13 protein-coding genes and 1 pseudogene are annotated in these 15203 nt (G+C 74.5%); 5 read left to right on the forward strand and 9 right to left on the reverse strand.

Annotated features, from left to right (window positions below; translation table 11 throughout):
• Positions 1-234: 234 nt before the first annotated feature.
• Positions 235-1011 (forward strand): sulfite exporter TauE/SafE family protein, encoded by a 777-nt coding sequence (locus tag ACZ6Y1_RS19130; protein ID WP_469630582.1) that lies wholly within the window; start codon positions 235-237, stop codon positions 1009-1011.
• A 47-nt stretch (positions 1012-1058) separates the two neighbouring features.
• Here the strand turns inward: ACZ6Y1_RS19130 and ACZ6Y1_RS19135 are convergent, their stop codons facing one another.
• The 3 genes from ACZ6Y1_RS19135 to ACZ6Y1_RS19145 form a co-directional block, all read right to left on the reverse strand.
• Positions 1059-1628 carry a class F sortase gene (locus ACZ6Y1_RS19135; RefSeq protein ID WP_469630708.1) on the reverse strand — a complete coding sequence of 190 codons (570 nt, stop codon included), beginning with the start codon at positions 1626-1628 and terminating at the stop codon, positions 1059-1061.
• A gap of 249 nt (positions 1629-1877) precedes the next feature.
• A complete protein-coding gene (locus ACZ6Y1_RS19140) occupies positions 1878-2420 on the reverse strand; it encodes a hypothetical protein (RefSeq protein WP_469630585.1) in 543 nt (180 codons plus the stop codon).
• Positions 2421-2608: 188 nt separating this feature from the next.
• The gene (locus ACZ6Y1_RS19145; protein ID WP_469630588.1) at positions 2609-2788 is read right to left on the reverse strand and encodes a hypothetical protein; all 180 of its coding nucleotides are present in this window, start codon (positions 2786-2788) and stop codon (positions 2609-2611) included.
• Positions 2789-2894: 106 nt separating this feature from the next.
• On the opposite strand from ACZ6Y1_RS19145, the gene ACZ6Y1_RS19150 reads away from it, so the two are divergent.
• Positions 2895-3317, forward strand: coding sequence for a gamma-glutamylcyclotransferase family protein (locus ACZ6Y1_RS19150; RefSeq protein ID WP_469630591.1), 423 nt, complete (start codon positions 2895-2897; stop codon positions 3315-3317).
• 522 nt (positions 3318-3839) lie between these two features.
• Here the strand turns inward: ACZ6Y1_RS19150 and dnaG are convergent.
• From dnaG to ACZ6Y1_RS19170, 4 genes and pseudogenes are all read right to left on the reverse strand, one after another.
• A complete protein-coding gene (gene dnaG / locus ACZ6Y1_RS19155; protein ID WP_469630594.1) occupies positions 3840-5744 on the reverse strand; it encodes a DNA primase in 1905 nt (634 codons plus the stop codon).
• Positions 5745-5778: 34 nt separating this feature from the next.
• Positions 5779-7053: an NAD(P)/FAD-dependent oxidoreductase gene (locus ACZ6Y1_RS19160; RefSeq protein ID WP_469630597.1), complete on the reverse strand. Its 1275-nt coding sequence runs from the start codon at positions 7051-7053 to the stop codon at positions 5779-5781.
• Between the two features lie 93 nt (positions 7054-7146).
• The gene (locus tag ACZ6Y1_RS19165) at positions 7147-8469 is read right to left on the reverse strand and encodes a deoxyguanosinetriphosphate triphosphohydrolase (RefSeq protein ID WP_469630600.1); all 1323 of its coding nucleotides are present in this window, start codon (positions 8467-8469) and stop codon (positions 7147-7149) included.
• A 36-nt stretch (positions 8470-8505) separates the two neighbouring features.
• Positions 8506-9377 (reverse strand): annotated as a pseudogene (locus ACZ6Y1_RS19170) (sirohydrochlorin chelatase).
• Positions 9378-9631: 254 nt separating this feature from the next.
• Between ACZ6Y1_RS19170 and ACZ6Y1_RS19175 the strand changes: the two are divergent.
• The 3 genes from ACZ6Y1_RS19175 to ACZ6Y1_RS19185 all read left to right on the forward strand — a co-directional run bounded on the left by ACZ6Y1_RS19175 (position 9632) and on the right by ACZ6Y1_RS19185 (position 13562).
• The gene (locus tag ACZ6Y1_RS19175; protein WP_469630711.1) at positions 9632-10339 is read left to right on the forward strand and encodes a SanA/YdcF family protein; all 708 of its coding nucleotides are present in this window, start codon (positions 9632-9634) and stop codon (positions 10337-10339) included.
• Between the two features lie 63 nt (positions 10340-10402).
• Positions 10403-11173, forward strand: coding sequence for a glucose 1-dehydrogenase (locus tag ACZ6Y1_RS19180; protein ID WP_469630603.1), 771 nt, complete (start codon positions 10403-10405; stop codon positions 11171-11173).
• Positions 11174-11447: 274 nt separating this feature from the next.
• Entirely contained in the window at positions 11448-13562 is a 2115-nt protein-coding gene (locus tag ACZ6Y1_RS19185) for a molybdopterin oxidoreductase family protein (protein WP_469630607.1), read from the forward strand.
• On the opposite strand, the gene ACZ6Y1_RS19190 is transcribed toward ACZ6Y1_RS19185, so the two are convergent.
• Both ACZ6Y1_RS19190 and ACZ6Y1_RS19195 read right to left on the reverse strand, forming a co-directional pair.
• Positions 13495-14499, reverse strand: a complete 1005-nt coding sequence (locus ACZ6Y1_RS19190; protein ID WP_469630610.1) for a nucleotidyl transferase AbiEii/AbiGii toxin family protein — start codon at positions 14497-14499, stop codon at positions 13495-13497. The genes ACZ6Y1_RS19185 and ACZ6Y1_RS19190 overlap by 68 nt on opposite strands.
• Positions 14465-15079 (reverse strand): hypothetical protein, encoded by a 615-nt coding sequence (locus tag ACZ6Y1_RS19195; RefSeq protein WP_469630613.1) that lies wholly within the window; start codon positions 15077-15079, stop codon positions 14465-14467. The genes ACZ6Y1_RS19190 and ACZ6Y1_RS19195 overlap by 35 nt, the downstream gene beginning before the upstream one ends.
• Positions 15080-15203: the final 124 nt, after the last annotated feature.

A 15203-nucleotide genomic window follows, 5' to 3' on the forward strand; every position in this document is an offset into this window, starting at 1 on the left:
CGGCACCGCAAGCCGCGGCGGTGGCCGGCCGTACCGGTTTCCCTGGGACCCGGGCAGCGCCTGGCGGCCGGGCTGGGGCTGGCCGGCGTACTGGCCGCGACCGTGCTGACGGCCGTGCTGGATCCGGCGGCGCCGGCGGCCCCGGACCGGGCCGCGGACCGGAGAAGCTCAACCTTTGCGCAAGTTTCCGGAGATCGATGGTCACTGCACCCGACAGGTCCATAGGGTCGGGTCGTGCCTGACATATCAACGACCATGATCATCGTGCTGTGCGTGGCCGCCGCGGCGGCGGGCTGGATCGACGCCGTGGTGGGCGGCGGCGGCCTGCTGCTCCTGCCCGCCCTCCTGCTCGGCCTGCCGAACGCCCACCCAGCCACCGTCCTCGGCACCAACAAGGCGGTGGCCATCGTCGGTACCACGGGCGCGGCGATCACCTACGCGCGCAGGGCCCCGGTGGACGTGAAGCTCGCCGTCCGGATCGGCCTGGCCGCCCTAGCCGGTTCGATGGGCGGCGCCGCGCTCGCCGGCGGGATCAGCAAGGACGCGCTCCGACCGCTGATCATGGTGGTGCTGGTGGTCGTCGCCGCCTTCGTGCTCCTCCGGCCCGGCTTCGGTGCCGCTCCGGCCGCCTCGCCCGTCAGCCGCCGGCGGGTCCTGCTGGCCATCGGCCTGGCCGGCCTGGGCATCGGCTTCTACGACGGCCTCATCGGCCCGGGCACGGGCACCTTCCTGGTGCTCGCACTGACGGCGCTGCTCCACCTCGACCTGGTCACCGCCTCCGCGACCGCCAAGATCGTCAACTGCTGCACCAACGCGGGGGCGCTCGCGATGTTCGCCTACCAGGGCATGGTGCTCTGGCAGCTGGCCGCGCTGATGGCCGTGTTCAACCTGGCCGGAGGCATGATCGGCGCCCGCATGGCGCTGAGGAAGGGCAGCGGCTTCGTCCGCGCGGTGCTGCTGACCGTGGTGAGCGCGCTCGTGGTGAAGCTCGGCCTGGAGCAGTGGGGTTAGCACCCGCACGGGGCTTTCGCAACACCCCCTAGCCGGTCCCGCCCCGGTCAGTACGTCCCGGTGAGGTGGGCGAAGACGACCACGTTCCCGCGGTAGCCGGTACGCGGCGAGAAGCCTCCCCCGCAGGTGATCACCCGGAGCTCGGCGCGCCGCGAAGCCCCGTACACGCGGGCGTCGGGGAAGGCCCCGGCGTCGTACACCTCGACCGCGTGGACCGTGAACACCGCGGTACGGCCGTCCGCGCGCGCGACCTCGATGGAAGCCCCCCGGTGCAGCGCGCCCAGGTGGTAGAAGACGGCCGGCCCGGCCGCGTTGTCCACGTGCCCGGCGATGACGGCGGTGCCCGTGGCGCCCGGGGTGGTGCCGTCGCGGTACCAGCCGGCCAGGTCGCGCCGGGCCGGCGGCGGCACCTCCAGGCTGCCGCCCGGCTCCAGCCCGAGCCCGGTCAGCGGTGCGTCGACCCGGATCGAGGGGATCCGGATCCGGGTGGGCGGGGAGCCGGGCAGCGGTGCGACGGTGGGCCCCGTGGTTCCGGCGGAGCTCAGGGCGTCGGCGGGGGAGGGCAGGGGCGGCCCGATCGGCTCGCGCGAGCCGCTGGAGACGAGCCAGATGCCGATACAGGCGGCGAGCGCGACGACGCCCCCGTGCCGGGGGGCCGGAGAGCGGAGGGGGCACTTCCGCGGGTGTCCGCCCGCTCCGGTGCGGCCACCCCGGGAATCGCCGCCGAAAACGCCACCCACTCGAACCCCCTCGGCGTCCGTGTCGGGGTCAATGGCCGTCGCCCGCCCGCGAACGGGGGGACCTCGCGGAGCGGGCGACGGGGACGGTACCGGTCGGACCGCGGCCGGAGCCGCGGTGGGCGTCCGTCAGCTCCGCGTGCCGCTCGCCCGGCGACGCAGGAGCCAGGTACCGCCGACGGCGGTCGCGGCCAGCACTGCCGCTCCCGCCGCGATCTTGGCGGGGTCGGTGGTGGTGGTCGTGCCACCGCCCACCCCGGTGTGGACGTGACCCTGGGGGCCGCGTTCCGTGACGGCCAGGTCACCGGTCGCGAACTTGCCGTCCGCGCAGGTCACGCCGATGCCGTAGCTTCCCGGCCGGGTGCCGCGGGCGACCTGGAACTGCCCCACGACCACCTCCTTGTGGGTGGTGGGGACCAGCTTGAACCGCCCGCCGCCCACCGTGGTCGCATCGCCCTCGGCGTGGCTGCCGGGGCCGCACGCGGTGGTGTTCACGGTGACCGTGGCCCCCGGCATCGCGGACTTGGGCCACACCTCCAGCGGCGCGAAGTCGCCGGGCGCGAAGGCCACCATGCCGATGTCCGAGGCCAGGGCCGCACCTGCCACCGGGCCGGTGAACGCCGCGGCGGTCAGCGCGGTCGCGGTCAGCGCGTGTGCGGTACGTCGGCGCATGGGGCTCTCCTGGAGACACGGGGTCGTGTCTCCGAGGTAACCCGGCCCTCCCGCGAGCCGCCTGCTGATGTTTCGTCAGATATCGCCCGGCATGCCCCGCCGCCGCGCGTTCGTGCACGTCAGCGGGGTGGCGAGGCCATTCGTGCCACCCCACCCCGTCCGGGTGACCGGCGGGCACCGCGAACGGTTCAGGCCGGCGGCAGCACCACCTCCGCGCGGGCCGCCGAGGGCTCCGCGTTCGACAGGAGCGTGCCCGTCAGGAACCGCTGCGGGCCCTCGCGCAGCACCCGCTCCGGGAAACCGGGCCCATGGCCCCGGACCGTCACCGTGACCGGGCCGCCGCCGTGCCGCCGCGCAGCAGGGGTCACGGGGACCGGAAGGTTGTGCGACAGCGGTGCGTACGGTGGAGTGGCGCCGGAAAGTCGGGACTTTCGGCCCGGCCCGAGGGCATCACGCCACCCGAAGGAGAGCCCCGTGACATCGCTCCCGTTCTTCGTCTACGGGACCCTGCGGCCGGGCGAGGTCAACCACGACCTGTTCCTGCGCGGACGCACCGCCTCGGAGGAGCCCGCGCGCCTCCCGGACGCGGCGCTCTACGACGGCCCCGGCTATCCGTACGCGGTCCCGCGGCGCGGCTCGGTCGTCGTGGGGGAGCTGGTCACCGCGGCGGCGGGTGCGTACGGGGAGCTGCTGGCCGCGCTGGACCACCTGGAGGAGTACCGGGGCCCGGGGCTCCCGGGGAACGTGTACGACCGGGTCGCCTGCGAGGCGGTGCGGTCCGACGGCACGGCGGTCCGGGCCTGGGTCTACGTGGCGGCCCCACCGGTGGCCCGGCGGCTGGCGGAGTCCGGCAGGGAGATAACCGGGGGCGACTGGCTCCGGCGGGCCGGGTCGTGACACCCCCGCGCCGGCGGGGTCGGGTGTGCGGTGGGGTGCCCCCGTTCGTACCCCGCGCCGGCGGGGTCGGGTGTGCGGTGGGGTGCCCCCGTTCGTACCCCGCGCCGGCGGGGTCGGGTGTGCGGTGGGGTGCCCCCGCAGGGCGTCGAACGCAACCACGCTTGCTTGCCGGTGCCTCTGCAGGTTCGACGCCCGAGGAGGTGCCCCGGCGCGCGCCCGGCCCCGGCGGCCGTTACGCGCGGCCGAACCGGGGTGCCGCTGCGCGGAGCGGTCCCCTACCCGCCCTTCCACCGTTCCCCGGGCTCCGCCCGGACCCGTTCCTGGGGCTCCGCCCCAGACCCCGCGCCTCAAACGCCGGCGGGGCTGGATGGGGGGGGCTCCGCCCCGGACCCCGTGCCTCGAACGTCGGCGGGGCTGGATCGGACCCCGTGCCTCGAACGTCGGCGGGGCTGGATCGTACGGCCCCCGCGCCTCGAACGTCGGTGGGGCTGGATCGGACCCGCCTCCAACGCCGGCGGGCGGTCAGAGGCCTTCCGCGCCTCGGTTGCGGAGGCGCTGGCCGTACTGCTGGAGGACCCACAGTTCCTCCTGGACCGCGGCCAGTTGTTCCGGCGGGGCCTGCGGGCCAAGGCGGGACAAGGTGCCCTGGACCTCGTGCACCCGGCGGTCCACCGCGCGCAGCCTTACCTGGACCAGCTGGACGCCCGCGTACATCTCGTCCACCGTCTTCGCGTGGATCGCCTCCACCGCCAGCTCGGTGACCAGCGCCCGCACGGTGTCGTTCGGCGCCGCCTCCCGCACCCGGGCCAGGTAGTCCGCGGCGCCGAGCGAGGCGCCGCCCGCGTCCTGGATGGCCTGGCGCACGGCCGCGTACGGCGGCGCGGTGAACTCGTCGGTCCCGTACGCGTCGAAGGCCGGCGAGACCAGGGCCGGATGCTGCAGCGCCAGCTTCAGCAACTCGCGCTCGGTGCGGTGGGCCGGGCTGCGCAGGTTCAGGGCCGGGCCCGACGGCTGCGGGGCCGCCGGCTGGGGAGCGGGGTCGGACGACCGGCGGCTGCCGGGCCGGCCCTGCTGCGGCTGGTTCCCGCGCTCGCGCGCCCACCGCGCCAGCTGCGCCACCCGCTTGACCACGAACTGCTCGTCGCGGATGCCCAGCATGCCCGCCAGCTGGACCGCCGACTCGTGCTGGATCGCGATGTTCTTGATGTTGGCGACCACCGGGGCCGCCTCGTCCAGCGCGGCCGCCCGCCCCGCCGGGTTCTCCAGGTTGTGCCGGGACACGATGTGCCGCAGCGCGAACTCGAACAGCGGGGTGCGGGAGTCCACGAGCGCGGCGACCGCCGCGTCGCCCTGGGCCAGCCGCAGGTCGCAGGGGTCCATGCCGTTCGGGGCGATGGTGATGGAGGTCTCGGCGGCGAACTTCTGGTCGTCCTCGAAGGCCCGCAGCGCGGCCTTCTGGCCCGCCGCGTCACCGTCGAAGGTGAAGATCACCTCGGCGGTGGCGTTGTCCATCAGGAGCCGGCGCAGGATCTTGATGTGGTCCCCGCCGAAGGCGGTGCCACAGGTGGCGATCGCGGTGGTGACCCCTGCCAGGTGGCAGGCCATGACGTCCGTGTAGCCCTCGACGACGACCGCCCGCGAGGTCCTCGCGATCTCCTTCTTGGCGAGATCGATGCCGTAGAGGACCTGGGACTTCTTGTAGATCGCGGTCTCGGGCGTGTTCAGGTACTTCGGGCCGTTGTCGTCGTCGCGCAGCTTGCGCGCGCCGAAGCCGACCACCTCGCCGCTGATGTCGCGGATGGGCCACATCAGCCGGCCGCGGAAGCGGTCGATCGGCTTGCCGCTGCGGCTGTCCTGGGCGAGCCCGGAGGTGATCAGCTCCTTGTCGCTGAAGCCCTTGCCGCGCAGGAAGCGGGTCAGGTGGTCCCAGCCGGCCGGGCTGTAGCCCACGCTGAAGTGCGCGGCCGCGGCCTGGTCGAAGCCGCGCTCCGCCAGGAACCTGCGGCCGATCTCCGCCTCGGGGCTGCCCAGCTGGTCCACGTAGAACTGCGCGGCGGCCTTGTGGGCCTCGACCAGCCGGATGCGCTCGCCGCGGCCGCTGGTGCCGGCGGTGTAGCCGCCCTCCTCGTACCGCAGGGTGATGCCCGCCTGGCCGGCGAGCCGTTCGACCGCCTCCGAGAAGGAGAGGTGGTCGATCTTCATGATGAAGTCGAGGGTGTCCCCGCCGGCCTGGCAGCCGAAGCAGTGGTAGAGGCCCTTACTGGGGCTGACCTGGAAGGACGGGGACTTCTCGTCGTGGAAGGGGCAGAGGCCCTTGAGGTTGCCGCCGCCCGCGTTGCGCAGCTGGAGGTAGTCGGAGACCACGGCGTCGATCGGGACCGCGTCCCGTACCGCCTTCACGTCGTCGTCATTGATCCGTCCTGCCACCCGTGAAGTCTACGGCCGGGCACGGGCGAACCCGTCAGGCCCCCTCGGCCGGGATCAGCGACTCGAGCGGAACGGACGGGTCCGCCAGGGCCTCGCGGTCCACCGGGGCCTTCGACCTGATCAGGGCCTGGATGTGCTCCGTGACGTCCCACACGTTCACGTTCATCCCGGCCAGCACCCGGCCCTCGGAGAGCCAGAACGCGATGAACTCCCGCTTGCCCGCGTCCCCGCGCACCAGCACCTGGTCGTAGCTGCCGGCCGGGGCGTGTCCGGAGTACTCCATGCCCACGTCGTACTGGTCGGAGAAGAAGTACGGCACCCGGTCGTACGCGACCTCCTGGCCCAGCATCGCCCGCGCGGCCGCCGGGCCGCCGTTGAGGGCGTTCGCCCAGTGCTCCACCCGCAGCCGGGTCCCGAGCACCGGGTGGTGGGCGGCCGCCACGTCGCCGGCCGCGTACACGTCCGGGTCCGAGGTGCGCAGCGAGGCGTCCACGGCGATGCCGCCGCCGTGCTCCCGGTCGACCAGGGCCAGCCCGGAGGTCTCGGCGAGCGCGGTGCGCGGGGCCGCCCCGATCGCGGCGAGCACGGCGTGCGCCGGGTGCTCCTCCCCGTCGTCCGTACGGGCCGCCAGCACCATGCCGTCCTGGCCGACGATCTCCGTCAGCTTCGCCCCGAAGTGGAAGCGCACCCCGTGCTCGGCGTGCAGGTCGGCGAAGAACTGGCCGATCTCCGGGCCGAGCACCGCGTGCAGCGGCCCGGGCAGCGGCTCGACCACGGTGACCTCGGCGCCGTACGAGCGGGCCGCGGCCGCCACCTCCAGGCCGATCCAGCCCGCGCCGGCGATCAGCAGGTGGCCGTTGTCCCGGCCCAGCGAGGCCAGCGCCTTGCGCAGCAGGTCGGCGTGGGTGAGACGGCGCAGGTGGTGGACCCCGGCCAGGCCGGTGCCCGGGATGTCCAGGCGGCGCGGTTCGGAGCCGGTGGCCAGCAGCAGCTTGTCGTAGTGCAGCAGGGTGCCGTCGCCCAGGCGCACGGTCTTCGCGTCGCGGTCCAGGTGCACCGCGGGCTGGCCCAGGTGCAGCTCGACGTCGGCGCTCGCGTACCAGGACTGCTCGTGCACGAAGACGCTGTCGCGTTCCTCCTTGCCGAGCAGGTAGCCCTTGGACAGCGGGGGCCGCTCGTAGGGGCGGTCGCGTTCGTCGCCGATGAGGATCACCCGGCCGGTGAACCCCTCCGACCTCAGCGTTTCGGCGGCCTTCGCCCCGGCCAGTCCCGCGCCGACGATGATGAACGTCTGGTGTGCGTCGACCACCTGATGCCTCCTCATAACCTCTCCGCCACATGCGACCACATGCGAGCGTCCCGCACTGAGCCTGCCGCGTGAAGGGGGAGTGGCCCGATCAACTCACCCTTCGGCGCGTCGCGTGCGCCGGGTGAGGCGGGCGTGCAGCGAGCGGGCGGACGCGTCGGTGAGGCACGCGATCTGGTCGATGACCGCTCGCTTCCTGGCCTTCTCGTCCGGCGCCGCGTCGAAGATCGCCCGGAACTGCGGGTCCAGCCCTTCGGGCGCGCGGGCCTGGAGCACCTCGGCGAGTTCGGCCAGGACGATGCGCTGGTCGGCGCGGATCCGCTCCTGTTCGTCGCGCTGCATGACGTACAGGTCCGCGACCGCCTTCAGCACCGCGCACTCGTTGCGCGCGGCCCGGGGCACCACCAGCTCCGCGCCGTACCGGGTCAGCCGCCCGCTGCCGTAAGCCTCGCGCGTCGCGCCCTCGGCGGCCAGGCAGAAGCGGCCGATGAGCTGGCTCGTGGCGTCCTTCAGGCGGGCCTGCGCCACGGCCGAGCCGTCGTAGCCGTGCGGCCACCACTCCTGCTCCATCAGCCGGTCGAGGGCCTCGCGCAGTTCCTCCGGGGAGGTGTCGGCGGGGACGTAGCGGCCGATGGCCACCTGCCAGATCGCGGCGCGCTCGGGCTCGGCGAAGAGCAGGTTCGGGTCGAGGTGGCCGGCGTGCAGACCGTCCTCGAAGTCGTGGACGGAGTACGCGACGTCGTCGGACCAGTCCATCACCTGTGCCTCGAAGCACTTGCGGTCGGCGGGCGCGCCGCGGCGCAGCCACTCGAAGACCGGCAGGTCGTCCTCGTACGCGCCGAACTTCACCGAGCCCGGGTCGGTGGGGTGCTCCCCGCGCGCCCAGGGGTACTTGGTGGCGGCGTCCAGGCAGGCCCGGGTGAGGTTGAGGCCGACGCTGACCGGTCCGCCGTCGGCGGCGGTGACGAACCGCTTGGGCTCCAGGCGGGTCAGCAGCCGCAGCGACTGCGCGTTGCCCTCGAAACCGCCGCAGTCCTTGGCGAATTCGTTCAGCGCCTCCTCGCCGTTGTGGCCGAAGGGCGGGTGGCCCATGTCGTGGGAGAGGCACGCGGCCTCGACCAGATCGGGATCGCAGCCGAGCGCGGCCCCCAGCTCCCGGCCGACCTGGGCGCACTCCAGGGAGTGCGTCAGCCGGGTGCGGGGGCTCGCGTCCCAGTCGTACGAACGGGTGCCCGGCGTGACCACCTGGGTCTTGCCCGCGAGCCGGCGCAGCGCGGCCGAGTGCAGGACCCGCGCCCGGTCGCGCTGGAAGGCGGTCCGCCCCGGCCGCTTGTCGGGCTCGGCGGCCCAGCGTTCGGTGGCGGAGGAGTCGTAGAGGTCGGTCGTATCGTCTGCGGGGGCGTGCGCGGTGCCTTCCATGGATCGACGGTAACCGCAACGGCCGGCGAACCGGGATCAGACGGAGACGAGTTCCGGCCGGTGCGGGGTGACGGGCAGGGCGGCGGCCTCGTCGTAGCGGTGCAGCAGCAGCCGCGCGAGGGCCGGGTGATCGCCCAGCGGGGCGGAGGCCGGGCCCGGGGCGGCCGCCGCGCACTGGGTGGCGAACCGGCCGGGCGCGGCGAAGTACGAGGCCACGGCGATGCGGTGGCGGCCGCGGGCGGCCAGGGCCCGGACCGCGTCGGGCACGGTCGGCGCGGCGGCCGAGGCGTAGGCGGGCACCACCGGGACGCCGCCGAGCCGTTCACAGAGCAGGGCGGCGGTGCGGCGGGTGTCGGCGGCCGAGTCCGGGTCGCGGGACCCGGCCGCGGCGAGCACCACGGCGGCCGCGGGGTGCGGGGTCCAGCCGGTCTCCGCGAGGCGCTCGTACAGGGCCTCGACCAGCAGCGGATGCGGGCCGAGGGGCGCGGCGACCCGGGTGCGCAGGTGCGCGGCCCGGGCGGCGGCCGCGGGCAGGTCGCGCTTCACGTGGTGGCCGCGGCCGAGCAGCAGCGGCACGAGCACCGCCGCCCCGGACGTCTCGCGGAGCGTGTCGTCGAGCAGCGGCCGGTTCAGCTCCACGTGGCCGAGGCGGACGTCGAGGCGGGGCCGGAGTTCGCGGACCCGGTCGAGGAGTGCGAGGGCGGTGTGGAGGGCGCGCGGGTCGCGGCTGCCGTGGGCCACGGCGACGAGGGTGGGCTGCTGCATGGGCGGTCTCCGTGGGGACGGGCGCGGGGCGGTCGCAGCCCGCTGAGCTGCGTGCCGAGCTGCGCGGTGATCCGGCTCAGCAGCTCGGCCGTGCTGCCGAAGGGGAGGGGCGGGATGGCGGGAGGGTGCACCGGCTCCGTCATGGACCGATCCTGCGCGCCGGAGGTTGCCGATGCGTTGCGCGGGGGTGACGGGTGTTTTCCGGCTGCTCACAGGGCGGTGGCCGCGCCTGTCGGCGGGCCGGTCCGCGGGTCTGTCGGCGGGCCGTCCGCGCGCCTGTCGGCCGGCCTGCCCCGGGCCTTCGCGGGGACGTGCTCCGCCGCGCCCCGCGAAACCGTGCGGTCCCAGGAGGCGTCCTGACCAGCGGAACGACTGCCGAGGAACCGGGGGATGGATGATGCGCGTACCGCGCCTGCCGAAGGTCGAGTGGAGCCGGGCGGCCGCGCGGCCGCGCACCGTGCGGGCGCGGCGGCGGGCGGTGCAGGCGGTGATGGCGGGCTGCGTGCTGGCGCTGCTGCCGTCGGCGTGGACGCACGCGGCGGCCTCCGGCCGGCTGGGGACGACGGCGCAGGCTCCGGCCGGCGAGGTGGCCGTGGTGTTCGGGGCGGGGCTGTGGAACGGCCGGCCGACGCCCTATCTGGCCCGCCGGCTCGACGCCGCCGCCGAGCTGTACCGGACCGGCAAGGTCAGGGTCGTCCTGGTGACCGGGGACAACAGCCGCACCGAGTACGACGAGCCGAGCGCGATGCGCACCTACCTCACCGGCCACGGGGTGCCGGCGGACCGGATCGTGAACGACTTCGCGGGCTTCGACACCTGGGACTCGTGCGTGCGGGCCAAGAAGATCTTCGGGGTCGACCGGGCGGTGCTGATCAGCCAGGGCTTCCACATCCGCAGGGCCGTCGCCCTGTGCCAGAGCGCGGGCGTGGAATCGTACGGGATCGGGGTGGACGACGAGCACGACTCCACCTGGTACTACGGCGGGACCCGCGAGGTCTTCGCAGCGGGCAAGGCGGCGCTGGACGCGGTCTTCGAACCGGAGCCGCGGTTCCTGGGGCCGAAGGAGCAGGGGGTGTCGCAGGCCCTGGGCGCTCTGGCACACTGACCGGCACATCGGTTATTCCGATTAGTCATATACCGATCAGTCTCATGTGGCAGAGGTGGAACCGTGGCTGTTGTGGATCTGAGCGGCAAGGCCGTCGTCATCACCGGCGGAGCCCGCGGCCTGGGCGCGGCGGCGGCGCGGGCCGTCGTGGACGGCGGCGGCAAGGTGCTGATCACCGACGTGCTGGAGGCGGAGGGCGCCGAGACGGCCGCCGAGCTCGGCGACGCGGCCCGCTTCATCCGGCACGACGTGACGAGCGAGGCCGACTGGGCCGCGGCGCTGGAGTACGCGGTCGCCGAGTTCGGCCGGATCGACGGACTGGTCAACAACGCCGGGATCTCCACCGGTTCCTTCCTGGAGCACGAGAGCGTCGAGCACTTCCGCCGGGTGATCGAGATCAACCTGGTCGGCGTGTTCATCGGCATCAAGGCCGTGATCCCGCTGCTGCGCGCGGCCGGCGGCGGCTCCATCGTCAACATCTCCTCCGCCGCCGGCCTGACCGGCCTCGCGCTCACCGCCGGTTACGGGGCCTCCAAGTGGGGCGTGCGCGGCCTGTCGAAGATCGGCGCGGTCGAGCTCGCCGAGGCGAAGATCCGCGTCAACTCCGTGCACCCCGGCATGACGCTGACCCCGATGACCGCGCCGATCGGCATCCGGACCGGCGACGGCAACTACCCCGGGGCCCCGCTGGGCCGCGTCGGCGTCCCCGAGGAGATCGCGGCCGCGGTCGCCTTCCTGCTCTCGGACGCCGCCGGGTACATGACGGGCGCCGAGCTCGCGGTCGACGGCGGCTGGACGGCCGGCCTGACGGTGAAGTACCTGACCGGCCAGTAGCGGGGTCCGGGGCGGGTCGGGCCGGGTCGGGACCGGGTCTGGTTCCGGGTCGGGACCGGGTCTGGTCCGGGCCCGGGTCGGGTCCGGGCCCGCTGCGCGGACCGGGGTCCCCTACCCGGCCGGCGGGCTGGATCTCGCGCAGCGCATCTCCGGCCCGCGCGGCGTTCGGGCCGCGGCCCTCACAGCCCGCGTCCGCCTGCGCTGAGCCCCCGCACCCCCGCCCGTTACGCGGTGGCGCGCCCCGCCGTAACACCCCCCGCGCACCCTGGGCCGTATGCACAGCATCCAGGAAGCCACTGCCACGCACTGCCCGTACTGCGCCCTGCAGTGCGGCATGAACCTCCGCCCCCAGCCGGACGGTGACGGCACCGGCGTCGTGGTCGAGGAGCGGGCCGACTTCCCGGTGAACCGGGGTGCGCTCTGCGGCAAGGGCCGCACCGCCCCCGCCGTGCTCTCCTCCCGGGTGCGTCTGACCGAGCCGCTCGTCCGCACCCACGCCGGGCGGCTCGAACCGGCCACCTGGGAGGAGGCCCTCGCCGCCGTCGCCGAAGGCCTCGCCCGCACGGGCCGCACGTACGGGCCCGACGCCGTCGGGGTCTTCGGCGGCGGCGGGCTCACCAACGAGAAGGCGTACGCGCTCGGCAAGTTCGCCCGCGTCGCCCTGCGCACCTCGCAGATCGACTACAACGGCCGCTTCTGCATGTCCTCGGCCGCCGCCGCGCACCAGCGGGCCTTCGGGCTCGACCGCGGGCTGCCCTTCCCGCTGGAGGACGTCCCCCGCACCGGCTGCGTGATCCTCGTCGGCTCCAACCTGGCCGAGACCATGCCGCCCGCCCTGCGCTACCTCACCGAGCTCAAGGCGGGCGGCGGCACCCTGATCGTCATCGACCCCCGCCGCACGCGCACCGCCGACCAGGCCGACCTGCACCTGGCCCCCCGCCCCGGCACCGACCTCGCGCTCGCCCTGGGCCTGCTGCACCTGATCGTCGCCGAGGGCCGCACCGACGAGGAGTTCATCGCCGCGCGCACCACCGGCTGGGAGGAGGCCCGGGCCGCCGCCATGGCGCACTGGCCCGAGCTGGTCGAACGCATCACCGGTGTGCCGGTCCCGAAGCTCCGCGAGGCGGTGGAGCTCTTCTGCGCCCCCGAGTCGGCCATGGTCCTCACCGCCCGCGGCCCCGAACAGCAGTCCAAGGGCACCGACACCGTCGGCGCCTGGATCAACCTCTGCCTGGCCACCGGCCGGGCCGGCCGCCCGCTGTCCGGCTACGGGTGCCTCACCGGCCAGGGCAACGGCCAGGGCGGCCGCGAGCACGGCCAGAAGGCCGACCAGCTCCCCGGCTACCGCAAACTGACCGACCCGGCGGCCCGCGAGCACGTCGCCGGGGTCTGGGGCGTCGACCCCGCGGACCTCCCCGGCCCGGGCCGCAGCGCGTACGAACTCCTCGACGCCCTCGGCACGGACGTGAAGGCCCTCCTCCTCATGGGCTCCAACCCGGTGGTCTCGGCCCCCCGCGCCGCCCACGTCGAGGACCGCATCCGCTCCCTCGACTTCCTGGCCGTCGCCGACGTGGTCCTCTCCGAGACGGCCGCCCTCGCGGACGTGGTCCTCCCCGTCACCCAGTGGGCGGAGGAGACGGGCACCACCACCAACCTGGAAGGCCGCGTCCTGCTCCGCCGCCGCGCCCTCACTCCGCCGCCGGGGGTCCGCACCGACCTGTACGTCCTGCACGAACTCGCGGCCCGCCTCGGCGTGGAGAAGGGGTTCCCGACCGACCCCGAAGAGGTCTTCGACGAACTGCGCCGCGCCTCGGCGGGCGGCCCGGCGGACTACTCGGGCATCGACTACGCCCGCATCGAGGCCGAGCAGGGCGTCTTCTGGCCCTGCCCGGACGGCACTTCGGGCACACCGCGGCTCTTCCTCGACCGGTTCGCCACCGAGGACGGCCGGGCCCGCTTCGCCCCCGTCTCCCACCGCGAGGCGGCCGAGGTCCCGGACGCCGAGTACCCCCTCCTCCTGACCACCGGCCGGGTGGTCTCCCAGTACCAGTCGGGCGCCCAGACCCGCCGCGTCGACGAGCTCAACGCGGCCGCCCCCGGCCCCTTCGTGGAACTCCACCCGCGCCTCGCCGCCCGCATCGGCGCCGTCGAGGGCAGCCCGCTCGCCGTCACCTCCCGCCGCGGCCGCGCGGTGGCCCCGGCCCGGATCACGGACGCCATCCGCGCGGACACGGTCTTCATGCCCTTCCACTGGCCGGGCGAGGGCCGCGCCAACACCCTGACCAACCCGGCGCTGGACCCCACGTCCCGGATGCCGGAGTTCAAGGTGTGCGCGGTCCGCGTCGAGCCGGCCGAGGAGTCTGCGGTGCTCCCTCGAACGTCGGCGTGACCGCCGCCACCAGCCGCCGCACGTACTCCTCCTCCGAACCGGCGAGCCGCGGGTACTCCGCCACGAAGTGATCCCACTCGTGGCCGACGTTCCCGAAGGCCGCGGTGTCCTCCAGGGTCACCCCGGGGTTGGGGAGCGGCTGTTCGGGCGCCAGCCGGAACACCAGGTCCAGCAGCTCCCACGGGAGCGGATACCGCTCGGCGAGCAGGACCGCGTCGTACAGGTCCTTGCCCTGCGGATGGGCGTCGCTCACCAGCCACAGCAGCTTCCAGGCCAGGGAGAGGGCGGGCGTGGCCGCCAGGACCAGGGCCCCGCACTTCAGCTCCGTCAGCTCGGGTTCGGCCGGCACCCTCTCGTTGAACACGAAGTCGAGCTGGACCTGCCCGGCCGGCAGTCCCGGCACCTCCCACGGGAGCACCATCCGCAGACCCGGTACCCGGTCGTAGGTCCAGATGTCCTCGACCACCGCGCCGGACGCCTTGACCCCGGCCCGTCCGGCCGCACCGGCTGCGATCGCGTCCAGCATCCGAGCGGTCCGCCCGTCCCCGATGTTCCAGCTGCGCGGCACGACCACGAAGTCCAGGTCGCCCGGTTCCCGGGCCGCCGCCCCGAACCAGTCGGCGAGCAGTACGCTCCCGCGCAGCACCAGCGAGTCCCCGTACGCGGACTCGGAGACGGCCATCAGTACGGCGTCCAGCGCCGCCCGCCGCGCGGCCAGCCAGGCGGCTGTCCGCGCCGGGTCCTCGAACTCCGGGTCGGCACCCCGGTACGCCCGGCTGAAGTGCTTCAGCGACGGATCGAACACCGCCTTCTGACGGAGGTCGTCACCCGTCACCGGGCGCAGCGTCAGCGGGAGGTCGCGTGCCCGGCGCGTCTCCTCGTCCAGCGGCTCCCGGGGGAGCTCAGCGCTCCGCCAGTCGAAACCCTGCCAGCTCATCGGCGTCCCCCTCCTGGATCCACCCGTCGTCCACCGACAGGTCACTGTCGTAGAGCACGAACTCCCGCTCCTGCGAGCGGATCTCGTACCCCGCCGAGCCGAGCGCGGCGGCCAGCGCGGCGCAGGCCGCAGCCGCCTGCGCCGCCGTGCCGCGCCACCGCTGGGTCACGAACCGCTCGTGCAGGCGGCCCCCGGACACGGCGCGGCGGGCGTTCCACGACAGGTGGGCGCCGTGCCGGACGGCCAGGGCCTCCAGGGCCGCCCGGTCGAAATCCGCCGGCAGCAGCAGCTTCAGGTGGTGCTCGAAGTAGCCGCCGCCCGGGCCCGGCCGGTCCGTGGTCCAGGGGACCGTCTCCACCTTCACCCGGACCGGGTCGAAGCCGGCCGCCCGCAGCTGCGGCACCAGGCTCTCGTGCCCCGTGCGGTCCCGCAGGGTCAGCATCGGCTGCGACACCATCCGGCCCCGGGCCAGCAGGATGTGGGTGACCTTCAGCCCCCGCGCCCCGGCCCACGCGTCGAGCCGGGCCAGCACCTCCGCGTCGGGGCAGCGCACCGTGACGTGGGTTTCGTACTCGTACATGACGCAGATCCTCTCGGACATGTGTCCGATCCGCATCGGCACAAGGGCCAGGGGGTAACCATCGGTCACGCGCCGGAATCAGAAAGTGCTCGCACGCCCCTCGTGGCCGTGATGTGTCGTACCC

The sequence above is a fragment of the Streptomyces sp. NPDC053432 genome, from assembly GCF_055585365.1.